General features: G+C 57.5%; 24 protein-coding genes. 10 read left to right on the top strand and 14 right to left on the bottom strand.

Annotation, left to right across the window (positions count from 1 at the left end):
• Positions 1–97 precede the first annotated feature (97 nt).
• Positions 98–670: a peptidylprolyl isomerase A gene (gene ppiA, locus EDF81_RS19925; protein WP_123349899.1), complete on the bottom strand. Its 573-nt coding sequence runs from the start codon at positions 668–670 to the stop codon at positions 98–100.
• A gap of 278 nt (positions 671–948) precedes the next feature.
• On the opposite strand from ppiA, the gene tsgA reads away from it, so the two are divergent.
• From tsgA to cysG, 4 genes are all read left to right on the top strand, one after another.
• Complete coding sequence (gene tsgA, locus EDF81_RS19920; protein WP_123349898.1) at positions 949–2,121, top strand: MFS transporter TsgA; 1,173 nt, start codon at positions 949–951, stop codon at positions 2,119–2,121.
• Between the two features lie 224 nt (positions 2,122–2,345).
• The gene (nirB, locus tag EDF81_RS19910; RefSeq protein ID WP_123349897.1) at positions 2,346–4,889 is read left to right on the top strand and encodes a nitrite reductase large subunit NirB; all 2,544 of its coding nucleotides are present in this window, start codon (positions 2,346–2,348) and stop codon (positions 4,887–4,889) included.
• Entirely contained in the window at positions 4,886–5,212 is a 327-nt protein-coding gene (gene nirD / locus EDF81_RS19905) for a nitrite reductase small subunit NirD (RefSeq protein WP_123349896.1), read from the top strand. Before nirB ends, nirD begins: the two co-directional genes overlap by 4 nt.
• Positions 5,213–5,359: 147 nt before the next feature.
• Positions 5,360–6,733, top strand: a complete 1,374-nt coding sequence (gene cysG, locus EDF81_RS19900) for a siroheme synthase CysG (RefSeq protein WP_123349895.1) — start codon at positions 5,360–5,362, stop codon at positions 6,731–6,733.
• 48 nt (positions 6,734–6,781) lie between these two features.
• Here the strand turns inward: cysG and trpS are convergent, their stop codons facing one another.
• The 12 genes from trpS to EDF81_RS19835 form a co-directional block, all read right to left on the bottom strand.
• A complete protein-coding gene (trpS, locus tag EDF81_RS19895) occupies positions 6,782–7,786 on the bottom strand; it encodes a tryptophan--tRNA ligase (protein WP_123349894.1) in 1,005 nt (334 codons plus the stop codon).
• Positions 7,779–8,540 (bottom strand): phosphoglycolate phosphatase, encoded by a 762-nt coding sequence (gene gph / locus EDF81_RS19890; RefSeq protein ID WP_123349893.1) that lies wholly within the window; start codon positions 8,538–8,540, stop codon positions 7,779–7,781. Before gph ends, trpS begins: the two co-directional genes overlap by 8 nt.
• Entirely contained in the window at positions 8,533–9,210 is a 678-nt protein-coding gene (gene rpe, locus EDF81_RS19885; protein WP_123349892.1) for a ribulose-phosphate 3-epimerase, read from the bottom strand. The genes gph and rpe overlap by 8 nt, the downstream gene beginning before the upstream one ends.
• A 17-nt stretch (positions 9,211–9,227) precedes the next feature.
• A complete protein-coding gene (gene dam, locus EDF81_RS19880) occupies positions 9,228–10,055 on the bottom strand; it encodes an adenine-specific DNA-methyltransferase (protein WP_123349891.1) in 828 nt (275 codons plus the stop codon).
• A 79-nt stretch (positions 10,056–10,134) separates the two neighbouring features.
• A complete protein-coding gene (gene damX, locus EDF81_RS19875; RefSeq protein ID WP_123349890.1) occupies positions 10,135–11,403 on the bottom strand; it encodes a cell division protein DamX in 1,269 nt (422 codons plus the stop codon).
• Between the two features lie 91 nt (positions 11,404–11,494).
• Positions 11,495–12,583 (bottom strand): 3-dehydroquinate synthase, encoded by a 1,089-nt coding sequence (gene aroB, locus EDF81_RS19870; protein WP_123349889.1) that lies wholly within the window; start codon positions 12,581–12,583, stop codon positions 11,495–11,497.
• 57 nt (positions 12,584–12,640) lie between these two features.
• Positions 12,641–13,162 carry a shikimate kinase AroK gene (aroK, locus tag EDF81_RS19865; RefSeq protein ID WP_123349888.1) on the bottom strand — a complete coding sequence of 174 codons (522 nt, stop codon included), beginning with the start codon at positions 13,160–13,162 and terminating at the stop codon, positions 12,641–12,643.
• A 296-nt stretch (positions 13,163–13,458) separates the two neighbouring features.
• Positions 13,459–14,694, bottom strand: a complete 1,236-nt coding sequence (gene hofQ, locus EDF81_RS19855; RefSeq protein WP_123349887.1) for a DNA uptake porin HofQ — start codon at positions 14,692–14,694, stop codon at positions 13,459–13,461.
• The gene (locus tag EDF81_RS19850) at positions 14,603–15,010 is read right to left on the bottom strand and encodes a HofP DNA utilization family protein (protein ID WP_123349886.1); all 408 of its coding nucleotides are present in this window, start codon (positions 15,008–15,010) and stop codon (positions 14,603–14,605) included. The genes hofQ and EDF81_RS19850 overlap by 92 nt, the downstream gene beginning before the upstream one ends.
• Positions 15,000–15,470: a HofO gene (locus tag EDF81_RS19845; RefSeq protein WP_148049947.1), complete on the bottom strand. Its 471-nt coding sequence runs from the start codon at positions 15,468–15,470 to the stop codon at positions 15,000–15,002. The genes EDF81_RS19850 and EDF81_RS19845 overlap by 11 nt, the downstream gene beginning before the upstream one ends.
• Entirely contained in the window at positions 15,454–15,993 is a 540-nt protein-coding gene (locus EDF81_RS19840; protein ID WP_123349884.1) for a PilN domain-containing protein, read from the bottom strand. The genes EDF81_RS19845 and EDF81_RS19840 overlap by 17 nt, the downstream gene beginning before the upstream one ends.
• On the bottom strand, positions 15,990–16,766 hold the full coding sequence (locus EDF81_RS19835; RefSeq protein WP_123349883.1) for a pilus assembly protein: 777 nt from the start codon (positions 16,764–16,766) through the stop codon (positions 15,990–15,992). The genes EDF81_RS19840 and EDF81_RS19835 overlap by 4 nt, the downstream gene beginning before the upstream one ends.
• Before the next feature lie 120 nt (positions 16,767–16,886).
• Here EDF81_RS19835 and mrcA point away from each other — a divergent pair, with 120 nt between their 5' ends.
• Positions 16,887–19,439: a peptidoglycan glycosyltransferase/peptidoglycan DD-transpeptidase MrcA gene (gene mrcA / locus EDF81_RS19830; RefSeq protein WP_123349882.1), complete on the top strand. Its 2,553-nt coding sequence runs from the start codon at positions 16,887–16,889 to the stop codon at positions 19,437–19,439.
• A 43-nt stretch (positions 19,440–19,482) separates the two neighbouring features.
• On the opposite strand, the gene nudE is transcribed toward mrcA, so the two are convergent.
• On the bottom strand, positions 19,483–20,043 hold the full coding sequence (gene nudE, locus EDF81_RS19825; RefSeq protein ID WP_123349881.1) for an ADP compounds hydrolase NudE: 561 nt from the start codon (positions 20,041–20,043) through the stop codon (positions 19,483–19,485).
• A 331-nt stretch (positions 20,044–20,374) separates the two neighbouring features.
• Here nudE and EDF81_RS19820 point away from each other — a divergent pair, with 331 nt between their 5' ends.
• From EDF81_RS19820 to pckA, 5 genes are all read left to right on the top strand, one after another.
• Complete coding sequence (locus EDF81_RS19820) at positions 20,375–22,507, top strand: intracellular growth attenuator family protein (protein WP_123349880.1); 2,133 nt, start codon at positions 20,375–20,377, stop codon at positions 22,505–22,507.
• A 58-nt stretch (positions 22,508–22,565) separates the two neighbouring features.
• Positions 22,566–23,234, top strand: a complete 669-nt coding sequence (gene yrfG, locus EDF81_RS19815; RefSeq protein ID WP_123349879.1) for a GMP/IMP nucleotidase — start codon at positions 22,566–22,568, stop codon at positions 23,232–23,234.
• 10 nt (positions 23,235–23,244) lie between these two features.
• Positions 23,245–23,646, top strand: a complete 402-nt coding sequence (gene hslR / locus EDF81_RS19810) for a ribosome-associated heat shock protein Hsp15 (RefSeq protein ID WP_123349878.1) — start codon at positions 23,245–23,247, stop codon at positions 23,644–23,646.
• 27 nt (positions 23,647–23,673) lie between these two features.
• Complete coding sequence (gene hslO / locus EDF81_RS19805; protein ID WP_123349877.1) at positions 23,674–24,552, top strand: Hsp33 family molecular chaperone HslO; 879 nt, start codon at positions 23,674–23,676, stop codon at positions 24,550–24,552.
• A gap of 348 nt (positions 24,553–24,900) precedes the next feature.
• Positions 24,901–26,520: a phosphoenolpyruvate carboxykinase (ATP) gene (gene pckA, locus EDF81_RS19800; protein ID WP_123349876.1), complete on the top strand. Its 1,620-nt coding sequence runs from the start codon at positions 24,901–24,903 to the stop codon at positions 26,518–26,520.
• The last annotated feature ends 20 nt before the right edge of the window (positions 26,521–26,540 follow it).

Below are 26,540 nucleotides of genomic sequence, written 5' to 3'. Positions count from 1 at the left end.
TCCCTAATCATGCCCAGGTGCCACAAGTATAAGCAGCGATTCCAGGTTATGCAGAGAGGCAAGGCGTGCGCGACCCGACGGGTCGCGCAAAGGAGAATTAAGGCAGGACTTTCGCGGACAGGATAACTATCGGTTTTGTCGGCACATTCTGGTATGGCCCGACGTTATGGCTTTGCGCCTGAGAGATCTTGTCAGCCACATCCATCCCTTTCACAACTTTACCAAACACCGCGTAGCCAAAATCACGCTGGCCGTGGTCGAGGAAGGCGTTATCGGCAACGTTGATAAAGAACTGGCTGGTGGCGCTGTCCTGATCGGCGGTACGCGCCATGGCAACGGTGCCGCGCGTGTTGCGCAGGCCGTTATCCGCTTCGTTTTTAATAGGTGCATTCGGCTTGCTCTGCTGCATCTGCTCGTTAAAGCCGCCGCCCTGCACCATAAAGCCCGGGATAACGCGGTGGAAAATGGTGTTGTTATAGAAACCGCTATTCACATAGCCGAGAAAGTTTTCTACCGAAACAGGCGCTTTCTGGGTGTTCAGCTCCAGCTCAATATTGCCGGCGGAGGTGGTCAGCAGGACGTGAGGAGCGCCTTTCGCCGCCAGTGCGGAAGTGGATACGGCGGAAAGAGCGAAAACAGTTGCGACGGCCGCCAGAGTCAATTTGAGCATGAGGGTTCCTTAAGAAGAACGGTGAACAAACGCGTGGCCTGATTGTAAAGAGCCTTCCCGCTCCAGGCCACCCATTTACCTAATTTTACCAACCTGAAACAGATGTAACTGACGTGTACGATATCGTTTTCGGCAGTCAATTGTGACTTTTATCACAACAAATCCTGTAACCAGGAAATATATTGCAAATAAACATTTAAATTGGTCACTGGAATGACTAAAATCCGGCCACTTCCGGCGCTGTCAATGCGCTTTACACTTCTATTCACAGGCGAGTCATGACTAACAGCAACCGCATCAAGCTCACATGGATCAGCTTTTTCTCCTACGCCCTGACCGGGGCGCTGGTGATTGTCACCGGGATGGTGATGGGAAACATCGCAGAGTATTTCCAGCTGCCCGTTTCCAGCATGAGTAACACCTTTACCTTCCTGAACGCCGGGATCCTGATCTCTATCTTCCTGAATGCCTGGCTGATGGAGATCGTGCCGCTGAAAACCCAGCTGCGCTTCGGCTTCGTGCTGATGGTGGCGGCCGTTGCCGGGCTGATGTTCAGCCACAGCCTGGCGCTGTTCTCCGCCGCGATGTTTGTTCTCGGCCTGGTCAGCGGTATTACCATGTCGATCGGGACCTTCCTGATCACCCATATGTATGAAGGCCGTCAGCGCGGTTCCCGCCTGCTGTTTACCGACTCCTTCTTCAGCATGGCCGGGATGATCTTCCCGATGCTCGCCGCCTGGCTGCTGGCGCGCACCATCGAATGGTACTGGGTCTATGCGGCTATCGGTCTGGTGTACGTGGCGATCTTTATCCTGACCTTTGGCTGTGATTTCCCGGTACTGGGTAAGAAAGCCGTTAAGGAAAGCGAGCCGGTGGCAAAAGAAAAATGGGGCATCGGCGTGCTGTTCCTGTCCATTGCCGCCCTGTGCTACATCCTCGGTCAGCTGGGCTTTATCTCCTGGGTACCGGAATACGCCAAAAGCCTGGGCCTGAGCCTCAGCGATGCCGGTAAGCTGGTCAGCGATTTCTGGATGTCGTATATGTTCGGCATGTGGGCGTTCAGCTTTATCCTGCGCTTCTTCGACCTGCAGCGCATCCTGACCGTCCTGGCAGGGCTGGCGACCGTGCTGATGTACCTGTTTATCAACGGCGCGCCGGAACATATGGTCTGGTTTATTCTGACGCTCGGTTTCTTCTCCAGCGCCATTTACACCTCGATTATCACCCTCGGCTCCCTGCAGACTAAAATTGCCTCGCCGAAGCTGGTGAACTTTATTCTGACCTGCGGCACCGTCGGCACCATGCTGACCTTTATCGTCACCGGTCCGATTGTGGCAAATCAGGGCGTAAAAGCGGCGCTGATGACCGCTAACGGCCTGTATGCCGTGGTCTTTGTGATGTGTCTGGTGCTGGGCTTTGTAACCCGTCACCGTCTGCACGCAAACCACTAATCACTCCTGCCCCTCTTCATCATGAAGAGGGGTTGTTTCCCCCCTCAAATTTGTACATAAAACCCGCACCCTGGAAAAGCCAGAGATTTCCACCACTTACAAAAAACCTCTAAAATCAAAGTCATACTCATTAAGTGGTAGGCAAAGACGCACTTGATTTGCATCAATACCCCCTTTAGCTGAATCGTTAAGGTAGAGGTATTAAAATAGAAATCGAGGCAAAAATGAGCAAAGTCAGACTCGCTATCATCGGTAACGGGATGGTTGGCCACCGGTTTATCGAGGACCTCCTCGATAAAGCCCCGGCCAGCCAGTTCGCCATTACTATATTCTGTGAAGAGCCGCGCATCGCCTATGACCGCGTGCACCTCTCCTCCTACTTCTCTCACCATACGGCAGAAGAGCTGTCGCTGGTCCGCGAAGGCTTTTATGAAAAGCATGACGTTAAGGTGCTGGTCGGCGAACGCGCCATCACCATTAACCGCGAAGAGAAGGTCATTCACTCCAGCGCCGGACGTACGGTCTATTACGATAAGCTGATTATGGCGACCGGCTCTTATCCGTGGATCCCGCCGATTAAAGGCTCGGAAACCCAGGACTGTTTTGTCTACCGCACCATTGAAGATCTCAACGCCATTGAAGCCTGCGCCCGCCGCAGCAAACGCGGGGCGGTGGTCGGTGGCGGTCTGCTGGGCCTGGAAGCGGCCGGCGCGCTGAAAAACCTCGGCGTCGAAACCCACGTGATCGAGTTTGCGCCGATGCTGATGGCCGAACAGCTGGATACGATGGGCGGCGAGCAGCTGAAGCGCAAAATCGAAAGCATGGGCGTGCGCGTGCACACCAGCAAAAACACCAAAGAGATCGTGCAGCAGGGCACCGAAGCCCGTAAAACCATGCAGTTTGCCGACGGCAGCGAGCTGCAGGTCGACTTTATCGTCTTCTCTACCGGTATCCGCCCACGCGATAAGCTGGCCACCCAGTGCGGCCTGGCGGTCGCGCAGCGCGGCGGGATCGTGATTAACGACACCTGCCAGACCTCGGACCCGGACATTTACGCCATCGGCGAGTGCGCCAGCTGGGAAAACCGGACCTTCGGCCTGGTCGCACCCGGCTATAAAATGGCGCAGGTCGCCGTTGACCATATCCTTGGCACGCCGAACGTGTTCCAGGGCGCAGACCTCAGCGCCAAGCTGAAACTGCTGGGCGTAGACGTTGGCGGCATCGGCGATGCCCACGGTCGTACGCCAAATTCCCGCAGCTACGTCTATCTCGACGAGAGCAAAGAGGTCTACAAACGCCTTATCGTCAGCGAAGATAACAAAACCCTGCTCGGAGCGGTGCTGGTCGGTGATACCAGCGACTTTGGCAACCTGCTGCAGCTGGTCCTGAACGCTATCGAGCTGCCGGAAAACCCGGACGCGCTGATCCTCCCGGCGCACGCCGCGGGTGGAAAACCGTCGATTGGCGTCGATAAACTGCCGGACAGCGCGCAAATCTGCTCCTGCTTTGACGTCACCAAAGGCGACCTGGTTGCCGCCATCAATAAAGGCTGCCACACCGTCGCCGCCCTGAAAGCGGAAACCAAAGCCGGTACCGGCTGCGGCGGCTGTATCGCGCTGGTGACCCAGGTCCTGAATGCCGAACTGGCGAAACAGGGCATCGAAGTGAACAACAATCTGTGTGAACACTTCGCCTTCTCCCGTCAGGAGCTGTATCACCTGATCCGCGTGGAAGGGATCAAATCCTTCGACGCGCTGCTGGCAAAATACGGTACCGGCTACGGCTGCGAAGTCTGTAAACCAACCGTCGGCTCCCTGCTGGCCTCCTGCTGGAATGAGTACATCCTGCGTCCGCAGCACACGCCGCTGCAGGATACCAACGATAACTTCCTCGCCAATATCCAGAAGGACGGCACCTACTCGGTGATCCCACGTTCTGCGGGCGGCGAAATCACGCCGGAAGGGCTGATGGAAGTGGGCCGTATCGCCCGCGAGTTTAATCTCTACACCAAAATCACCGGCTCTCAGCGTCTTGGCCTGTTCGGGGCGCAGAAAGATGACCTGCCGGAAATCTGGCGTCAGCTGATCGCCGCCGGTTTCGAAACGGGTCATGCCTATGCCAAAGCGCTGCGCATGGCGAAAACCTGCGTCGGCAGTACCTGGTGCCGCTACGGCGTGGGCGACAGCGTCGGCTTTGGTGTCGAGCTGGAGAACCGCTACAAGGGTATCCGTACTCCGCACAAAATGAAGTTCGGCGTCTCGGGCTGTACCCGCGAATGTGCGGAAGCCCAGGGCAAAGACGTGGGCATTATCGCCACCGAAAAAGGCTGGAACCTGTACGTCTGCGGCAACGGCGGGATGAAACCACGCCATGCGGATCTGCTGGCAGCGGATCTCGACCGCGACACCCTGATCCACTACCTCGACCGCTTTATGATGTTCTATATCCGCACCGCCGATAAGCTGACCCGTACCGCGTCCTGGCTGGAAGGCATGGAAGGCGGCATCGAGTACCTGAAGAGCGTCATTATCGATGACAAGCTGGGCTTTGATGCCCAGCTGGAAGCTGAGATGACTCGTCTGCGTGCGGCGGTCACCTGTGAATGGACAGAAACCGTCAACGACCCGCAGGCCCAGGTCCGCTTCCATCACTTTATCAACAGCGCCCAGCGCGATCCGAACGTGCAGGTGGTATCAGAACGTCAGCAGCATCGTCCGGCAACCCCGTACGAGCGCATCCCGGTTACTCTGGTGGAGGAAAACGCATGAGCCAGTGGCACAGTATCTGTCAGCTAAGCGACATTATCCCGGCCACCGGCGTCTGTGCGCTGGTGGGTAGTGAGCAGGTCGCGGTCTTTCGCCCCCGCGATGACGAACAGGTGTTCGCCATCAGTAACATCGACCCTTTCTTCTCCGCCAGCGTGCTCTCCCGCGGCCTTATCGCCGAACACCAGGGCGAGCTGTGGGTTGCCAGCCCGCTGAAAAAGCAGCGCTTCCGTCTGCGTGACGGGCTCTGCATGGAAGATGAAGGCCATTCGATCGCCCACTATGACGTCCGGGTAAAAGACGGCGTCATCCAGCTGAAAGCCTGATACCGACGGGGGCGCTGCCCCCGTTTTTTCCCTCCTGCCGATACTTTTTCTGGCGCCGTATTTCTGTGCGCGGGTTGCTGCTATGCTAACCGCAAAAAAACGAAACGCCCTCCCGAAGCTGGCGACGTCTTATTATGAGGAAATGTCGTGGATCACTTGCCCATCTTCTGTCAGTTACGCGATCGCCCCTGCCTGCTGGTCGGCGGCGGCGACGTGGCTGAACGTAAAGCACGATTGCTTATGGAAGCCGGTGCCCGGCTGACGGTTAACGCCCTCGCGTTTGCTCCGCAGTTCGAAGTCTGGGCGCAGGCAGGGATGCTCACCCTGGCCGAAGGCCCATTTGATGAGGCTCTGCTGGATCCTTGCTGGCTGGCTATCGCCGCGACCGATGACGATGCGGTAAACCAGCATGTCAGCGAGGCAGCAGAAGCCCGCCGTATTTTCTGTAACGTGGTAGATGCGCCAAAACAGGCCAGCTTTATTATGCCGTCAATTATCGATCGCTCTCCGCTGATGGTGGCCGTCTCCTCCGGCGGCACCTCGCCGGTCCTGGCCCGCCTTCTGCGGGAAAAGCTGGAGTCGGTTCTGCCCCAGCATCTTGGCAAAGTCGCCCACTACGCCGGGCAGCTGCGTGGGCGGGTCAAAAAGCAGTTTGCTACCATCAGCGAGCGTCGCCGCTTCTGGGAAAAATTCTTTATCAACGACCGGCTTGCCCAGTCGCTTGCCAACCAGGATGAGCAGTCCGTCACCGCCATTACCGATCGGATGCTCGGTGAGTCGCTCGATCATCGCGGTGAAGTGGTACTGGTCGGCGCAGGACCCGGCGATGCGGGCCTGCTGACCTTAAAGGGCCTGCAGCAAATCCAGCAGGCCGACGTGGTGGTCTATGACCGGCTGGTTTCCGACGAGATCATGAACCTGGTCCGTCGCGATGCGGATCGCATTTTTGTCGGCAAGCGTGCGGGCTATCACTGTGTGCCGCAGGAGGAGATCAACCAGATCCTGCTCAAAGAAGCACAGCAGGGTAAGCGCGTGGTGCGTCTGAAGGGCGGCGATCCCTTTATCTTTGGCCGCGGTGGCGAAGAGCTGGAAACCCTGTGTGACGGCGGTATTCCCTTCTCGGTCGTACCGGGGATCACCGCCGCCTCCGGCTGCTCCGCCTATTCCGGTATACCGCTGACCCACCGGGACTATGCCCAAAGCGTGCGGCTGGTTACCGGCCATCTGAAAACCGGCGGCGAGCTGGACTGGGAAAACCTGGCCGCAGAGAAACAGACCCTGGTGTTCTATATGGGGCTGAATCAGGCCGCGGCTATTCAGGCGAAGCTTATTGAGTTCGGTATGTCGGCAGAGATGCCGGTGGCGCTGGTCGAAAATGGCACCTCGGTGCAGCAGCGGGTCGTGGACGGCAATTTGTCACAGCTGGGGGAACTGGCAGGCCAGGTCGCCAGTCCGGCGCTGATTATCGTTGGCCGGGTGGTGGGGCTGAGGAGCAAGCTTAACTGGTTCTCAAACCACTAAAAGGCAAAAGGGCAGGATAATCCTGCCCTTTTTTATGGGTCTGACGACTTACGGGTGGGCAACAAACCCAATCGCTTCGTAGACTTTTTTCAGCGTCTCAGACGCGCGAGCACGGGCTTTTTCCGCCCCGTCTTTCATCACCTGACGCAGGAACTCTTCATCATTGCGATAGCGGTGATAGCGCTCCTGCAGCTCGGTCAGCATCCCGGAAACGGCATCGGCCACTTCCCCTTTCAGGTGACCATACATTTTACCTTCGAAGTGCTGCTCCAGCTCGGGAATGCTCTGCCCGGTTACGGCGGAGAGAATATCCAGCAGGTTAGAGACGCCCGCTTTGTTCTTCACGTCGTAACGCACGACCGGCGGCTCTTCGGAGTCGGTGACCGCACGCTTAATTTTCTTCACCACCGACTTCGGATCTTCCAGCAGGCCGATCACGTTATTGCGGTTATCGTCAGACTTGGACATTTTCTTCGTCGGTTCCAGCAGCGACATGACGCGGGCGCCGGACTTCGGAATAAACGGCTCGGGCACTTTGAAGATCTCGCCGTAGAGGGCATTGAAGCGGCTCGCCACGTCGCGGCTCAGCTCAAGGTGCTGTTTCTGATCCTCGCCCACCGGGACCTGAGTGGTCTGGTACAGCAGAATGTCTGCCGCCATCAGCACCGGGTAGTCGAACAGACCGGCGTTGATGTTTTCTTCATAGCGCGCTGACTTGTCTTTAAACTGCGTCATGCGGCTCAGCTCGCCGAAATAGGTGTAGCAGTTCAGCGCCCAGCCGAGCTGCGCATGCTCCGGGACGTGGGACTGAACGAAAATCGTGCTTTTTTGCGGATCGATACCGCAGGCCAGATAGAGCGCCAGCGTGTCCAGCGTGGCTTTACGCAGGCTGGCCGGGTCCTGACGAACGGTAATGGCATGTTGGTCAACGATACAGTAGATGCAGTGGTAGTCGTCCTGCATGTTGACCCACTGACGCAGCGCACCCATGTAGTTACCGATGGTCAATTCACCTGAGGGCTGTGCGCCACTGAATACGATGGGCTTAGTCATTGTTCGATTCCTGATTTTCACTGTGCGGTAGCCCGAGAGCGGGCAACAGATCGTTAAAACGCGCAAACACGTAGTCCGGTTTGCTGAGTTCAATCGCTTCGCCGTAGTTATAGCCGTAGGTTAACCCGACGGAACAGCAGCCTGCGGCCTGGGCTGCCTGAATATCATTGCGCGAATCGCCCACGAAGAGCAATTCTGCCGGGGCAAGGTCCAGCCGCTCCGCCACCAGCAGCAGCGGTTCCGGATGCGGTTTCTTGTTCTTCACGTCGTCGCCGCCAATCACCACGCCGAAGTAGCGTGCGATATCGAGGGCTTCCAGCAGCGGTGCGACAAAGGGCGTCGGCTTATTGGTCACCAGCGCCAGCGGCAGCCCCTTCGCATGCAGCGCGGCCAGGGTGGTCGCGACGTCAGGGAACAGGAAACTGCCCTCTTCCACGGTATCCTGGTAGTAACGGTCGAACAGCTTACGCAGCATGCGCACCTGCTCTTCCTGCGGAATATCCGCATGGTCAACGCCAGGCTTACCCTGCGCCATACGCTGGCTGGCTCGCTCCTGGCGAGACCAGGTCAGGGCACGTTCCATCAGAACATCTGCACCGTTGCCAATCCAGGTAATCACCCGCTCTTCGCCCGCCTGCGGCAGTTCCAGCGCGTAGAGCGCCATATCCACGGCGGCGGTTAACCCCGGGGCGCTGTCCACCAGCGTACCGTCGAGATCGAAGGCAACGCCGCGAATCGTCTGTAATTTATCCATGACTTACCTTCGCCAGCTCCTGACGCATCTCATCAATGACCGCTTTGTAATCCGGCTGGCCGAAAATAGCCGAACCGGCAACGAACATGTCGGCACCCGCGGCGGCAATCTCGCCGATATTGCTGGCCTTAACGCCGCCGTCCACTTCCAGGCGGATATCAAAGCCTGAAGCGTCAATGCGCTGGCGCACTTCACGCAGTTTATCCAGCGTGTGCGGAATAAAGGACTGTCCGCCAAAGCCCGGGTTAACGGACATCAGCAGGATCACATCCAGTTTATCCATGACATAGTCGAGGTAGCTCAGCGACGTCGCCGGATTGAAAACCAGCCCGGCTTTACAGCCGTGCTCTTTAATCAGCTGCAGGGTACGGTCAACGTGTTCGGAGGCTTCCGGATGGAAAGTAATGATGCTGGCACCGGCGGCGGCGAAGTCGGGCACCAGCCTGTCGACCGGTTTGACCATCAGATGCACATCAATGGGCGCGGTAATACCGTAGTCGCGCAGCGATTTAAGCACCATTGGCCCGATGGTCAGATTCGGCACGTAGTGATTATCCATCACATCGAAGTGCACCACGTCCGCACCTGCGGCCAGCGCTTTTGCCGTATCCTCACCCAGGCGGGCAAAATCAGCTGACAGAATTGAAGGGGCAATCAAATACTGTTTCATCCGCATCTCCTTGAAAATTATTTGCCGGTGGGCGCTGGCTTAAAGAGCGCCAGCAGTTCATCCACCTTTTTACGCGTACCGCCATTGCTACTGATGCTACGTCTGACCTTCACCACATTCAGCTTTGCCGGCTTGTACCAGACACGCGTCAGGGCGGTATCGTGATTGGAAATCAGCACCGGGATCTGTCGCCTGGACAGGCCTTCTGCAAGGGCAGCCAGTTCGGCCTGCTGGTCGAGGCTAAAGCTGTTGGTGTGATACGCCGTAAAGTTTGCGGTCGCCGACAGCGGGGCATACGGCGGATCGCAGTACACCACCGAACGCTCATCGGCACGCGCCATACTGTCGCTGTAGGACTCACAGAAGAAAGAGGCATTCTGCGCTTTCTCTGCAAAGTGATACAGCTCGGCTTCCGGGAAGTAGGGACGCTTATAGCGGCCAAAAGGCACGTTAAACTCACCGCGAAGATTGTACCGGCACAGGCCGTTGTAGCCATGGCGATTCAGATACAAAAACAGCGTCGCACGGCGAAAGGCTTCCCGGGTCTGGTTGAACTCTTTACGCAGCTGGTAGTAGACCTCTGCGTTGTTCGTCTCCGGGGTAAATAGCTCCCGCGCAGCGGCAACATAGGCATCCGGCTGCGTTTTAACGATGTTGTAGAGATCGATCAGATCGCTGTTGATATCAGCAAGCACATAACGAGAAAAGTCGGTATTAAGAAATACCGACCCCGCGCCAACGAACGGCTCAATTAAACAATCGCCCTGCGGCAAATGTCGTTTTATATCGTCAAGCAGGGGGTATTTCCCCCCTGCCCATTTCAGAAAAGCGCGATTTTTTTTCATGCTGACTGCTTAGTTACACCTTCTCCGGCTGTGGAGAAAGCTCCGACAGCATACTGCGCTTTATCACTCTGTCCGACCATTACTTCAGTTCGGCCTGGACCTGACGCATCGGCTTGGTCCATGGGTTTTTGGCCTGAACGTCGGCAGGCAACGCGGAGACGGCACGCTTCGCGTCGTCTTTCGATGCATACACGCCGCTCACCAGTACATACCACGGCTGGCCGTTGCGGGTCGTCTGATAGACGACGTAATTCTTCAGATTGGCTTTCTTCGCCCAGCTATTCAGATTGTTGTAGTTGGACGAACTGCTCAGCTGCAGCGTGTAGTGACTACCCGGCGCTGATTTCAGCGCATTCACGTCACCGGCTGCTGCGCGACTGGTGCTGGCTGGCGGCGTGGCCGTGCTGGCCGTCGCCTTCGGCTGTGCCGCAGTCGGCGCGGTGACCGGCGCGCGCGGGGTCGAAGACTCTACACGTTTCGGCTGCGCTGCGGCAGGTTTGGCTTCGGTCACCGGCGCTTTCGCCGTGGACTGCGGCTTCGCCTCAATCACCACGTGCTGACGCCCCTGGTTCGCCGTGGTTGCCGGCTGGCGCGGCTGAGATTCATTCCCCGTCGCGGCGGCCTGGCGCGGAGTGGCACCGTTACGCAGCGGCGCGACCGTTGCAGGTTCAGTCGGCAGCGTCGAGTTCGCGACAACGTTATCCAGCTGGCCCTGCTGCTGAGACAGCGCGCTGTTCAGATCGCCCTGCACTTCGACACGCTGCTGGCCTTCCGGCGCGGCGGCCGTCTGACCCTGGGTCGGAGTAGAGGCGATTGGCGGCAGAGAAACATCCTGTGAAGGCTGAGCCCCTGCGTTAGATTCGGTGGACGCGGCAGCAGGCGTGGCCTGTGCGCCATTGTTCTGATCTGCCGGTGCAGTCTGACCTGCGCCATCGTTGCCCGAAAGATCGATACTCTTCTCTGAGGAACTCTCGCTGTTGTTGGCGGTTACCGGCGACTTAAGGGCCGAGCCAATACCGGCGATCAGCAATAACAGCACCAGAATCCCGACGGCCATCATGACATACTGGCGGGATGCCGACTTACCGGCCAGCGCCTTTTTACGCTTAGCCGGACGGCGATCGGTCTGCTCGTCCTCATCTTCGTCAGCGTAATCGTCATCCGCGTCATCATACTCATCTTCACGCGGCTTGCGACCACGTGGTGGACGACGTTCATCGGTATCCAGATCAACATCATCAAAGTTGATCTGCGGTTCATTATCGCGATCGGAAACCTGCCGAGAACGACCAGTACGACGATCGCTGGGATCGGGTTTCAGATCGTCTTCTGGTTTGAATTCATCCATTTAACACCCCACTAAAAGGCTTGTGCCAACAGCCATTGCACAGCGCCGCAGTTAAAACACTACGCCTAAGCGTAGCCAGACCTTTTTTTAATTACGCCTGCTGACAATCCGCAATAGCGCCGAGAACCACTTCGTGCGACACACCGCCGCGTACTTCGCTTTTCCCTATCCCCAGCGGCAGCACCAGACGCAGCTGACCCGCCAGAACTTTTTTGTCGCGCATCATATGGGGTAGATATGCCTGCGCGGACATCTCCTGCGGCCCGCTCACCGGCAAACCGGCGCGCTGTAGCAGGGTGATAATGCGCTGTGTCTCTGCGGCGGTAAATTGCCCCAGGCGTTCAGACGTACGCGCCGCCATCACCATCCCGGCAGCAACTGCTTCACCATGCAGCCAGTTGCCGTAACCCATTTCGGCTTCAATAGCATGGCCGAACGTATGCCCCAGATTCAGTAAAGCACGTAAGCCGGTTTCTCGCTCATCGGCGGCCACGACGTCGGCTTTCAGTTCGCAGCAGCGACGAATGCAGTACGCCATGGTTTTTTCATCCAGCGCCAGCAGAGCATCCATATGCTCTTCCAGCCACGCGAAGAAATCCGCGTCCAGAATGATGCCGTATTTAATGACTTCGGCCAGGCCAGAAGCCAGCTCGCGGGCGGGCAAGGATTGCAGACAGTCCAGATCGACAACCACGGATACGGGCTGCCAGAAGGCACCGATCATGTTTTTGCCGAGAGGATGATTGACTGCGGTCTTGCCGCCAACGGAAGAGTCCACCTGCGAGAGCAGCGTGGTAGGAACCTGAATAAAGCGCACGCCACGCTGATAGCTGGCGGCGGCAAAACCGGTAAGATCGCCAATGACACCGCCGCCGAGAGCAATCAGCGTGGTGTCGCGACCATGCGGTTTCTGCAGCAGAGCAGTGAAGACCGTATCCATCACCGCCAGGCTTTTGTACTTCTCGCCGTCGGGCAGAATAACGCTGTCAACCTTGACGCCCGACTGCTCCAGAACCGTTCGGACCTTGTCCAGATACAACGGCGCCAGCGTTTCGTTGGTGACCAGCATAACCTGGTCGCCTGCTGTAAGTGGCAAGAAGGAAGCTGGATCGTTAAACAAACCAGCCGCGATGATAATCGGGTAACTCCGTTCCCCGAGAGTGACCGTAAGTCTCTCCATAACGCGACCTCTACCTCAGTTGCTATAACCCGCTGGCGTTGTTGTATTAAGCCAGAATTAGTTGCTTTCCAGCATATGAATAATCTGGTTTGCGACCACTTTTGCGCTCTGATCGTCGGTACGAATCGTGACATCCGCAATCTCTTCATACAGAGGATTACGTTCGTCAGCCAGCGCTTCCAGGACTTCACGCGGTGGCGTCTCTACCTGCAGCAGAGGACGTTTTTTATCACGCTGGGTACGAGCCAGCTGTTTTTCGATGGTCGTTTCCAGGTACACCACGACGCCGCGTGCGGACAGGCGGTTACGGGTTTCTCGTGATTTTACAGAACCGCCGCCAGTTGCCAGCACAATGCCCTGTTTTTCCGTCAATTCATTGATGACTTTTTCTTCACGATCGCGGAAACCGTCTTCGCCTTCAACGTCGAAGACCCAGCCCACATCAGCTCCGGTACGTTTCTCAATCTCGTGGTCGGAATCGTAAAATTCCATGTTGAGTTGTTGAGCTAACTGACGCCCAATAGTGCTTTTGCCGGCACCCATAGGCCCAACCAGAAAGATATTGCGTTTCTCTGCCATGTTTTTTGGTACTACTAAGACTATTCGTTAATAATAAATCCGCTCCGCGTATACCCGGCGTAGCAGGACATGAACTGAAACCTCATATGCGATAGTGCGAGAGTCAGACGAAAAATTATCTCAATACTCCGGCGGGTTTGGCAACAGAATAAATCACCGGACGCGGGGGACGCGTGTTAGCAAGGTACAACCTGTCTTGCCGACTCTCAAATCGGTTCCCCTTGTAAGCTAAATCCTCTCTCACGTCAAACACCTGAAGCGAGTCAGGAAGAAAAACATAAGTGCAAGTGGTGAATTTAACGTTCCGTCACTAAACGCGGCGTGATAAACACGACCAGTTCGCGGCGCTGACGATCTTGGCCTGCATGGCGAAACAGGCGGCCCAGCAGGGGGATATCCCCGAGTAACGGAACGCGGTCGTCAGTGGTGCGGTTCCTGCGTTGAAAAATGCCCCCCAGCGCCAGGGTTTCACCGCTCTTCACTTCGACAACGGTTTCAATCTCCTGCTTGTCGATGGTCAGCGTTTCTCCCTCGCCCTGCTTCAGCACCTGTCCGGGCATATTCTGGCTGATGCGCAATTTCAGGCGAATGCGATCCTGTTGCAGCACGGTCGGCGTCACTTCCATCCCCAGGACCGCCTCTTTAAACTCAACGGAGGTGACACCTTTTTCACCGCTGGACACCTGATAGGGTATCTCGCTGCCCTGCTTGATGCTGGCAGGCTGCCTATGCGCCGTCAGCAGCCGTGGGCTGGCGATAATCTCCAGCTGCTGTTTTTGCTCCAGCGCCGACAGCTCCAGTGCCAGCAGGCGTCCGTTAATACGGCCGATATTAAAACCCAGCCGTGACGTGGCCGCGCTGGCTGACACATCGGCCAGAAGAGAGGAGACATTTCCGACCCCGGCGCTGCCCTCCGCCAGCTGCCACTTCACACCCAGCGCCTTCAGGCTCTCTGCGTTGATCGTCACGATATGCGCCGCCAGCTCCACCTGCCCTACCGGTAAGTCCATCCGGGCGACCCAGGCCAGAAAAGCCTGCACCGTAGCTTTATCGTCACGAAGCAGAAGACGGTTCATACGCGTATCCACCGTCAAGGTGCCCCGTGCGCTGAGCAGTTTATCTCCGGCTTTCGCCAGCTCGCTCGCGTCCGCATAGCGGACCGTAATGCTATCGTCGATCAGCGGCAGATTCTGTTGCTTTCGCGCCTGCTCCGCCGCCAGCTGCGTCTGTCTCTCCTGTCGCCGCGCCTGCGAATCGACGTATAAAATGGTGCCCTGCTGGCGTAAAACCAGCCCGGCGCTGCTCGCCACGGCCTGCAGCGCCTGCGACAGAGGCACCTCATGCAGCTGCAGCGAGAGCGTGCCCTTGACGCCGGGCGCGACCACCAGGCTCTGCCCGCCTATCTCAGCCAGCGATTGCAGAACCTGAACCACCGGAACCTCATCGACCGTCATCGACACTGGCGGGCTCTGTATCGCCGTACCGGGCAACGGCAGCAGCGCTATCAGCAACATCGCTATCCCTGACTTCATTTTTCTGGCTCTCCCGTTGCCACCGCCAACGGGCCGGCTCGCACCCGGCCCCCGTCGTAATCAACATTTCCCGTTCCGTAAACTGCCGTATCTGCCACCCTGCTGGCAGCTGGCTTTCCGGCTGTACTCTGCGCCAGTTCCCGGTTGCGTCGCGCAGCAGACCGATTTGCCGCGTCTGACTGGCAATGACGCCGTAATAGCGCCACAGAGGCAGCTGGGCTATCCGGCAGGGATCATCGGGCGGCTGGAAAGGGTCACGCATCCCCAGCAGTAGCGGCAGGGCCAGCACAATAGCGAGCCCGTGTTTAGCGCTCACGGAACGACTCCAGATGCAGCGTAAAGTGCAGCAGCCTGCCTTCGGGCTCAATCGCAAAGGACGCGGGCGTCATATCCTGTTCCGCCAGGTGCTGAAACATTGCCGGAAGCGGCGACCAGGACGTCTCCAGCACCAGCTCGCCACCCTTTTCATCGGGCTTCCAGCTCACCAGTTGGGCCTCTGCGGACTGAAAATTCAGCGCGGAGAAAGGGACCAGCCGGACCGTCTGCTCTGCGCTGTCTCGCGCCAGAGCCTGCTCCTGTTCCCGGAGTTGCCGCCGCTGTGCCCTCAGTGCCGCCTGCTGCCCCTGCAACTCTGCGTCGGCGCTTCTGTGCGCCTGATACGGTCCCAACAAAAAACCACCTGCCCATAGCGCCGCCAGCGCGCAGAGGGTTCCCAGCCAGATAACCACCCGCACGCCTGGCCGCAGATCTCGCCAGCGCTCAGGGTTCGGTAACACGGTTCGGCTCCCTGCTTAACTGATAATGGAACCGCCAGCGCCCCTGCGCCTCCCGACGGGTTTGACCCGCCTTGCCGTGCCGCAGCCCCGGTATATCCGCCAGCGCAGCGTCCAGCCGACTGAGATCGCTCAGCGTGAGGCTATAGCCGTTCAGCGTCAGAATCCCCTGACGAAATTCAAGCTCCGTCAGCCATATCCGCCCGGGTAGCCGATCGGCAATCTCAACAAGAGTCTGCTGCCAGAGACGCGTATACGCCCGCTGCTGTCGCCTGACCTTCATCGCCTCAACCTGCTGTTGACGAAGAGCGAGCTGCTGCCGGTGTACCGCCAGTCGCTGGAGCAGCAGCGCATTGCCATTTTGCTTCGCGCTCTGCATCGCCCGGTCAGCCGCCAGCAGACGATGCAGCGAAAAGGTCAGCAGACAGGTGACCAGCACGCCACCGACCCACAGCAGGCACCAGAAGCGCCAGAACCGATGCCGACGCTGCTGACGCCAGGGTAATAAGTTGACCCGCGTCATCATCCGTTGACCTCCCCCAGCGCCAGGGCGATGGCCACCGTGAACGCTTCGGCCGATACCGGTAGCGGTGGCTGAAGCCGGGCAATGGCCTGCCACGGGTCAAAATGGCCGCATGACATCAGCTGTTCTTCAGGCAGGCTCAGCCGGGCTGCCAGCTGTGACAGCGCGGGCGCGTCACGCCGTGCGCAGCGTCCCCAGCGCTGTTCTGTCGCCCACAGCCACTGCTCGCTGTCCGACCATGCCAGCCCGCACGCCGGTACCGTCAGCCACGGCAGGAAGCGCTGCAGGGCGCAGGCGTCCGGGACGATTGCCGTCACGTTCAGATGCAGCTGCGCCGCCAGCGTTCGCAGGGGCGTAAGATCCTGGTGCTGTGCGGCGGTCACGTGCCAGCGTCGGGCGGGCTTCTCCTCGATGTAGTCCACGCAGAGCGTATCCGGCGTCATTTCCAGCGCCTGGCCCATCGCGCTGGCAACCCACTGCACCTGTTGGGACTCCCGCAGCACCATGGCCGGTTCCGGCAGCGTCTTTTGCAATGTGCGTTCGGCCGGAAAAGAGAGCGAGATATCATGCTGACGCGGCAGTTCCTTACGCCAGTCGCGCAGCGCGGATACCAGCGCCGCCGGATGCAGGATGTGTCCGTTATCCACCGTGCCAGCCGCCAGGGGAATGTCCCACCAGCGGCACAGACGCCAGTGGGACTTGCCGCGCTGAAGTGCGACAATCGCGATCTTATCTTGTTGAATATGAAGGCCTACCTGCCAGTGCCCGAATGCCATATCTGAGGCTCTCCTTGTCCGCCATCAAACCGACAGCTCTATCAATGCATCAGGCTTGCCTTTATACTACCGCGCAGCTGTTTATAAACTGCCCAATTAAAACCAGATGGGAAATTTCCGGTGAAGTTCGTAAAGTATTTATTAATCCTTGCAGTCGCTTGCATACTGCTGGGAGCGGGTTCGATTTACGGTTTGTACAAATATGTCGAGCCACAGTTACCTGATGTCGCCACGCTCAGAGACGTGCGGCTACAAATCCCGATGCAGGTCTACAGCGCCGATGGCGAGCTGATTGCGCAATACGGCGAGAAACGCCGTATCCCGGTCACGCTTAGCCAGATGCCACCTCAGATGGTGAAAGCCTTTATCGCCACCGAAGATAGCCGCTTCTATGAGCACCACGGCGTCGATCCGGTGGGGATATTCCGTGCTGCCAGCGTGGCGCTCTTCTCAGGCCACGCCTCGCAGGGGGCCAGTACCATCACTCAGCAGCTTGCGCGTAACTTCTTCCTGAGTCCGGAACGGACCCTGATGCGTAAGATCAAAGAGGTGTTCCTGGCGATCCGCATCGAGCAGTTGCTGACAAAAGACGAGATCCTCGAGCTTTACCTGAATAAAATTTACCTCGGATACCGCGCCTACGGCGTCGGTGCTGCAGCGCAGGTTTATTTCGGTAAGTCCGTCGAGGAGCTGACCCTGAGCGAAATGGCGGTGATTGCCGGCTTGCCTAAGGCACCGTCGACCTTTAACCCGCTCTACTCTCTCGATCGCGCCACCTCCCGTCGCAACGTCGTGCTGGCGCGTATGGTGAGCGAAGGCTATATCGATCAGGCGCAGTATAATCAGGCGCGCAGCGAGGCGATTGACGCCAGCTACCACACGCCGGAAATCGCCTTCTCGGCGCCGTATCTGTCGGAAATGGTGCGTCAGGAGATGGTCAGCCGCTACGGCGAACAGGCCTACGAAGATGGCTATCGCATCTACACCACCGTGACCCGCAAAGGTCAGCAGGCGGGCCAGGATGCTGTACGTAACAATATCCTCGATTACGATATGCGCCACGGCTATCGCGGTCCGGCGAACGTGCTGTGGAAAGTCGGCGAACCGGCATGGGACAGCGCTAAAATCCGTCAGTCCCTGAAAACGCTGCCGAACTATGGGCCGCTCATGCCGGCGGTGGTCACCACCGCTGACCCGCAGGAAGCGACAGCGACAATGGCGGATGGCACCTCCGTTTCTCTGCGTATGGAAGGCGTTCGCTGGGCACGGCCCTGGCGCTCCGATACCCAGCAGGGCGCAACGCCACGCCGGGTAACGGACGCGGTGCAGGCCGGACAGCAGATTTGGGTACGCCAGGTTGGCGACAGCTGGTGGCTGGCACAGGTGCCGGACGTCAACTCGGCGCTGGTGTCCATCAACCCGCAGAATGGCGCCATTATTGCGCTGGTAGGCGGCTTTGATTTCAACCAGAGCAAGTTTAACCGCGCCACCCAGGCGCTGCGTCAGGTCGGCTCTAACATCAAGCCGTTCCTGTATACCGCCGCAATGGACAAGGGTCTGACGCTGGCAAGCATCCTGAACGACGTGCCGATCTCCCGCTGGGATGCCGGTGCCGGTTCCGACTGGCAGCCGAAAAACTCACCGGCTGAATACGCTGGTCCGATTCGTCTGCGTCAGGGGCTGGGTCAGTCGAAAAACGTGGTGATGGTGCGTGCGATGCGTGCGATGGGCGTCGATTACGCGGCGGAATATCTACAGCGTTTCGGCTTCCCGGCACAAAATATTGTGCATACGGAATCACTGGCACTCGGTTCAGCCTCCTTTACGCCGCTGCAGGTCGCACGCGGTTATTCGGTGATGGCGAACGGCGGCTTCCTGATCGATCCTTACTTCATCGCTAAGATCGAAAACGATCAGGGCGGCGTCCTGTTCGAAGCACGGCCGAAAATTGCCTGTGCCGACTGCGATATTCCGGTGATTTACGGCGAGACACAGAAAGCCGACGTGCTGGAAAACCGCAATATGGAAGACGTGGCCATGTCGCAGGAACAGCGTAATGCCAGCGTACCGATGCCCAGCCTGGAGCAGGCCAACCAGAATCTGGTGGCCCAAACCGGCGCACAGGAGTATGCCCCGCACGTGGTGAACACCCCGCTGGCCTTCCTGATCAAAAGCGCGCTGAACAGTAACGTGTTCGGCGAACCGGGCTGGCAGGGTACGGGCTGGCGCGCAGGCCGCGATCTGAAACGTCAGGATGTCGGCGGCAAAACCGGCACCACCAACAGCTCGAAAGACGCCTGGTTCTCCGGCTACGGCCCTGGCGTCGTGACCTCCGTGTGGATCGGCTTCGACGATCACCGTCGCGATCTGGGACGAACCACAGCCTCCGGTGCGATTAAAGACCAGATTTCCGGCTATGAAGGCGGCGCCAAGAGCGCGCAGCCTGCCTGGGATGCCTTTATGAAAGTCGTTCTGACGGGCGTACCGGAGCAGCCGCTCACGCCGCCGCCTGGCGTCGTGACGGTCAATATCGACCGCAGCACCGGCCAGTTGGCGAACGGCGGCAACAGCCGCGCCGAGTACTTTATCGAAGGCACGCAGCCCACACAGCAGGCGGTGCATGAGGTGGGAACCACCCTTATCGATAACGGTGAAACGCACGAACTGTTCTGATCAAAAAAGGGCGCGAAAGCGCCCTTTTCTTCGTCTGATATTCTTACAGCCTGCCCTGCATTTTCAGCCACTCGCGAACCAGGAACAGCGCGCTGACGTTTCGCGCCTCGCTAAAGTCCGGATCCTCAAGCAGGTCCATCAGATGCTTCAGCGGCCAGCGCTCCTGCACCAGCGGCTCAGGCTCATCGCCTTCCAGCGATTCAGGGTAGAGATCTTCCGCAATCAGGATATTCATTTTGCTGGAGAAGTAAGACGGGGCCATGCTCAGCTTTTTGATAAAGGTCAGCGAACGTGCGCCAAACCCCACTTCCTCTTTGAGCTCGCGGTTTGCCGCCTCGTGGATCGTTTCACCCGGGTCAATCAGCCCTTTGGTAAAGCCCAGCTCGTAGGATTCGGTTCCCACCGCGTATTCGCGAATCAAGATCAGATGATCGTCGATAATCGGCACAATCATCACGGCTTCACGGGTGGAAGGACGCATCCGCTCGTAGACCCGCCGCACGCCGTTGCTGAACTCAAGATCCACGCTTTCCACGTTGAACAGCCGCGAACGCGCCACGGTTTCAACATTGAGAATAATCGGTTTTTTTAATGATTTGCTCATCGTGATGGGATCTATGCAGTGAAAACTGGCAACATTGTGCGACATCCGGCACTGTCAGAGCAATGCGAATTGCATCCCATTTACATTCTTGCAACCGAATAAATCCAATCTCTCATTTCAGTGAAAAAGTCAAGACGTTGAAATAAAACCAGGAATTTACTGATACTCCGTCGCGTTATGTTTTGCTACGCTTTCTGCGCTTGCTGTATTCATGTATAAAAAACTCAAGTTCACTACCAGGCGTGCCGATAGCTATCTACGGGATCACGTTGACTTTAGTTCGCGGTAAATGTGCAACCGACAACACCTGTATGAAAGAGATGGAAAGAGCATGGGCACCTTTTTAATTATTTTCGCTGCTATGCTGGCTTGCGCGTTGCTTGCAGGATGGTTGTACCGATTCAGAACCAACCACCGGCTTCGGCTGCCGCTGCTTCACGCTTTTAGCGGTGCCACCACCCGTAAGCTCACCCCGGAAGAACGCAGCGCCGTAGAAAACTACCTCGATACCCTGAGCAACCTGCTCCAGGTACCGGCATCCGGTGCCAGCGTGCCGCCGGTCGCTCTGACGCTCAACGCCCAGAGCAACATTGTGCTGGCCGTTACCCGCTCTATTACCCGCTACGGGATCACCACAGACGCCCCCAATAAATGGCGCTATTACCTGGATTCGGTTGAAGTCCATCTCCCGCCGTTCTGGGAGCAGTACATCACCGATGAAAACAGCGTCGAACTGATCCAGACGGATACGCTGCCGCTGGTGATTTCACTCAACGGCCATACCCTTAATGCCGATGAGCACGAAGCTCGCGGCTACGCGCTGGAGCTGACATCCCCAACGCAGGCTTCGATTCGCGGCGAAGAAAGCGAACAAATTGAACTGCTCAACATCCGCCAGGAAACCCACGAAGAACATGCTCTGACACGCCCGGACGGGCTGCGTGAAGCTCTGCTGATGGTCTCGGCCTTCGTGCTGCTGTTTTTCTGCCTGGTCGCGCCGGAAGTGTTTGTTCCCTGGCTGGCAGTTGCAGCTACCCTGATGCTGGCCGCCGGACTGTGGGGCATTTTCGCCCCGCCGGTAAAAAATACGCTGCGCGAAATTCACTGTCTTCGCGGGACGCCTAAGCGCTGGGGGCTGTTCGGCGAGAATAATCAGGAACACATCAATAATATTTCCCTCGGCATTATCGATCTGATTTATCCCCGCCACTGGCAGCCGTTTATTGCCCAGGATCTGGGGCAGCAGACCGACGTCGATATTTATCTCGATCGCCACGTTGTGCGCCAGGGCCGTTTTCTGTCTCTGCACGATGAAGTCAAAAACTTTCCGCTTCAGCACTGGATGCGCAGCCTGGCTATCGCCTCAGGGGCACTGCTGGTCATCCTTATGCTGCTGATTACCGTTCCGCTGGATATGCCGCTGAAGTTTTCACTTTCCTGGCTCAAGGGCGCGCAAACGGTGGAAGCCACCAGCGTGGACCAGCTGGAAAAGGCTGGCGTCCGCGTTGGGGATACCCTGCGCCTGCAGGGAACCGGTATGTGTAACATCCATACCTCCACCAGTTGGAACACGCGGACAGGCTCGGCCTTCGCGCCATTCGACTGTTCGCAGATCGTCTGGAATGATGCCCCTTCCCTGCCGCTGCCGGAATCCGATACCGTCACCAAAGCTACCGCGCTGGCGCAGACGGTCAATCGCCAACTGCACCCCACAGAGGCAGAAGACGCACGTATCAACCCGGTCCTGCGCTCGACAGTCAAGAAGCAGGAGATGGTCCTGCTGAATGATTTCACCGATATCGTCCTGAAAACCCAGGAGCTCTGTTCGGCTGAAGACGACTGCCTGCGGCTAAAGAACGCGCTGGTCAACCTTGGCAATACCAAAGACTGGAAAACGCTAACCCAGCGCGCCAGCACCGGCAAACTGGGCGGGATGAGTGTTATCCTGCGCCCGGTCAGCGCCGAATCGCTGGATAATCTGGTGACCACTTCCACCGCGCCTTTCGTCATGCGTGAAACGACGCGAGCCGCACAGGCGCTGAATAGCCCCGCGCCGGGCGGATTCCTGATCAGCAGCGATGAAGGCAGCGATCTGGTTTCTCAGCCGTGGCCGTCCATCAGCCTCTATGACTACCCGGCCCACGAACAGTGGAACGAGTTCCAGAAGCTTGCGGAAATGCTGATGCATACGCCGTTCAGCGCCGAAGGGATTGTCACCAATCTGTATACCGATGCTAACGGCACGAAGCATATCAGCCTGCACGGCATTCCGAATAACGCCCAGCTGTGGCGTTACCTTGGTACCGCGCTCCTGATGATGGCGATGGTCGTCTGCGCCTTCTACAACGGCGTTCAGGCCTTCAGGCGCTATCTGCGCCACCGTTCGCGTATCGCCGAAATCCAGAAATACTACGCCAGCTGCATCAACCCGGTCCTGATCCCTTCCCCGGATAACCTGATGTAAGCCACAACGCGACGGGTTGTGCTAATCTGTCGCGCATTTCTTCTGGCCGGGAACTCTTATGCATTTTGACATTGACTGGCAGGCGGTTGATACCGTCCTGCTGGATATGGACGGCACGCTACTCGATCTCGCGTTTGATAACTTCTTCTGGCAAAAACTGGTCCCGGAAACGTTCGGCGCTGCGCGAGGCATTAGCCCGCAGGCGGCACAGGAATATATCGGTCAACAGTATCAGGCGGTGCAGCATACGCTAAACTGGTACTGTCTGGATTACTGGAGCGAGTGCCTGGACCTGGATATTCGTGCGATGACCACCGAGCAGGGGCCACGGGCCGCTCTGCGCGACGATACGTTCCCCTTTCTGGATGCGCTTAAAGCCTGCGGGAAGCGGCGGATTTTGCTGACCAATGCTCATCCGCATAATCTCGCCGTGAAGCTTGAGCACACCGGTCTGGCCTCACACCTTGATTTATTACTTTCCACCCACACATTTGGTTATCCGAAAGAGGATCAGCGGCTCTGGCAGGCCGTGGCTGACGAGACAGGGCTTGACCCGCAGCGCACGCTGTTTATTGACGACAGTGAAGCGATTCTCGACGCCGCCACGCAGTTTGGTATTCGCTACTGCCTGGGCGTAACCAATCCGGATTCCGGTCTGGCGGATAAGCGCTACCAGCGTCATCCGGCCCTGAATGACTACCGTCGGCTTATACCGCATCTGTCGTGAAGGAGAGATCATGAAAGAGAAGCAGGAGCAGGCGGTACGCCTGGATAAATGGCTCTGGGCGGCGCGTTTTTATAAAACGCGCGCGCTGGCTCGCGAAATGGTTGAAGGCGGCAAGGTGCATTACAACGGCCAGCGCAGTAAACCCGGCAAGGCCGTTGAGCTGAACGCCGTACTCACGCTGCGTCAGGGCAATGACGACCGCACCGTGGTCATTGTCGGTATCAGCGAACAGCGCAGGCCCGCTAACGAAGCCACGACAATGTACGAAGAGACGCAGGAAAGTATCGAGAAGCGTGAAAAAATGGCCCAGGCGCGCAAGCTCAATGCCCTGACCATGCCGCACCCCGACAGGCGACCGGATAAAAAAGAACGCCGCGACCTGATGAAATTTAAACACGGCGATCGCGAGTAATCGCCGGTTCCCGCAAGAGAGAAAATTATGACTCAACACGATCAATTACATCGCTATCTGTTTGAAAACTATGCTGTACGCGGCGAACTGGTGACGGTATCGGAAACCTGGAAACAGATTCTGGAAAACCACAGCTATCCGCAGCCGGTTAAAAACATTCTTGGCGAGTTGCTGGTTGCGACCAGCCTGTTGACCGCGACGCTGAAATTCGCCGGTGATATTACCGTTCAGCTGCAGGGTGATGGCCCGATAACGCTGGCGGTGATTAACGGCAACAACCACCAGCAGATGCGCGGCGTGGCCCGCTTTCAGGGCGATGTGCCCGAGAATGCAGACCTCAAGACGCTGATTGGCAACGGCTATCTGGTGATCACCATTACGCCGGAAGAAGGCGAACGTTACCAGGGCGTGGTCGGTCTGGAGGGCGATACCCTCGCAGCCTGCCTGGAGGATTACTTTATGCGTTCCGAACAGCTGCCGACACGCCTGTTTATCCGTACCGGCGACGTTGACGGCCAGCCAGCCGCAGGCGGAATGCTGCTGCAGGTGATGCCGGCACAGAACGCGCAAACTCAGGACTTTGAGCACCTGGCGACGCTGACCGAAACCATCAAAGCGGAAGAGCTGTTCACCCTCTCGGCGACCGACGTCCTGTGGCGTCTGTATCACGAAGAAGAAGTCACCCTGTACGATCCGCAGGACGTGGAGTTTAAATGTACCTGTTCACACGAACGCTGTGCGGACGCGCTGAAAACGCTACCCGATGAAGAGATCGACAGCATTATGGCGGAAGAAGGCGAAATTGATATGCACTGCGACTACTGCGGTAGCCACTATGTGTTTAACGCGATGGATATTGCTGAAATCCGTAACAACGCCTCTCCGGCGGACCCACAGGTTCACTAATTCCCACTCTGTATTTCAGGCGCTGCCATCCGGCGGCGCTTTTTTTATGCCCTTCCTGTCCTGATACAGATCGTAGGCCGTGAAAGTATTACGAAACTGAATTTCATAGTTAAGCGATTACACTCACATTATTCCAGTTTTTTATGCCATCTTTTAATGAATTAAGAACATTTCCCACAAGTCAGCGCCAGTTCCTGCCATAATCTGCACCCGTTCGTGATGCGATTCACAGTATTTTCCGTAAATGAGCGCGTTGCTGATACGTAAATCTATGAGCCTCGTCGCGGTTAATCACCCTGGTAAAACCCTACAATTTCAGGCAGTACATCTTGGCTAAGGAGCAGTGATATGCGTGTTAATAAGTTAACCCCGCAGGATCTCGAGGCTTATGGAATCCACGACGTGCAGGAGATCGTCTACAACCCCGACTACGATACGCTGTACCAGGAGGAGATTAATCCGGACCTGGAAGGCTACGAGCGGGGCATGGAAACCGATCTGGGTGCCATTGCCGTCGATACCGGTATCTTTACCGGCCGTTCGCCGAAAGATAAATACATTGTTCGGGATGACACCACCCGCGATACCGTCTGGTGGTCCGACAAAGGCAAAGGCAAGAACGACAACAAACCGCTCTCCCCTGATACCTGGAAGCATTTGAAAGGTATCGTTACCCGGCAGCTCTCAGGCAAGCGCTTATTTATTATCGATGCTTACTGTGGCGCTAACGCCGATACCCGTCTGTCCGTACGTTTTGTTACCGAAGTGGCCTGGCAGGCTCACTTCGTCAAAAACATGTTTATCCGTCCTTCTGAGGAAGAGCTGGCCAACTTCAAGCCTGATTTTATCGTGATGAACGGCGCGAAGTGCACCAACCCTCAGTGGCAGGAGCAGGGTCTGAATTCCGAAAACTTCGTGGCCTTTAACCTGACCGAGCGCATCCAGCTGATCGGCGGCACCTGGTACGGTGGGGAAATGAAGAAGGGTATGTTCTCTATCATGAACTACCTGCTGCCGCTGCGCGGTATTGCGTCGATGCATTGCTCGGCTAACGTCGGGGAAAAAGGCGACGTGGCGGTCTTCTTCGGCCTCTCCGGTACCGGTAAGACCACCCTCTCCACCGATCCGAAGCGCCGTCTTATCGGCGATGACGAACACGGCTGGGATGACGACGGCGTGTTTAACTTCGAAGGCGGCTGCTATGCCAAAACCATTAAGCTGTCGGAAGAGGCCGAGCCGGATATTTACCACGCCATCCGCCGCGATGCGCTGCTGGAAAACGTCACCATCCTCGCCGATGGCAGCGTGGACTTCAACGACGGCAGCAAGACGGAGAACACCCGCGTTTCCTATCCTATTTACCATATCGGGAATATCGTTAAGCCGGTGTCAAAAGCCGGTCACGCCACCAAAGTGATCTTCCTGACGGCGGATGCCTTCGGCGTACTGCCGCCGGTTTCACGTCTGACCGCCAGCCAGACGCAGTATCACTTCCTGTCAGGCTTTACCGCCAAGCTGGCGGGGACAGAGCGCGGCGTAACCGAACCGACGCCGACCTTCTCTGCCTGCTTCGGTGCGGCGTTCCTTACGCTGCATCCGACGCAGTATGCGGAAGTGCTGGTGAAACGGATGCAGGCGTCCGGGGCGCAGGCATATCTGGTGAATACCGGCTGGAACGGTACTGGCAAACGTATCTCCATCAAGGATACCCGCGCCATTATTGACGCAATCCTCGACGGCTCGCTGGATAACGCCGAAACCTTCACGCTGCCCATCTTCGACCTGGCGATCCCGACTGAGCTGCCAGGTGTGAATACGCATATCCTCGACCCGCGCAATACCTACGCAGGACGGGAGCAGTGGCAGGAGAAAGCGACCCAGCTGGCAACGTTATTTAGCGATAACTTTGAGAAGTACACCGACACGCCTGCGGGCGCGGCGCTGGTTAAGGCGGGGCCGAAGCTGTAAGCCCCACATTATGGAAAAGA

The organism is Enterobacter sp. BIGb0383 (assembly GCF_003751845.1).
Classification (GTDB): domain Bacteria; phylum Pseudomonadota; class Gammaproteobacteria; order Enterobacterales; family Enterobacteriaceae; genus BIGb0383.
This window is presented reverse-complemented; position numbering and strand designations above follow the sequence as displayed.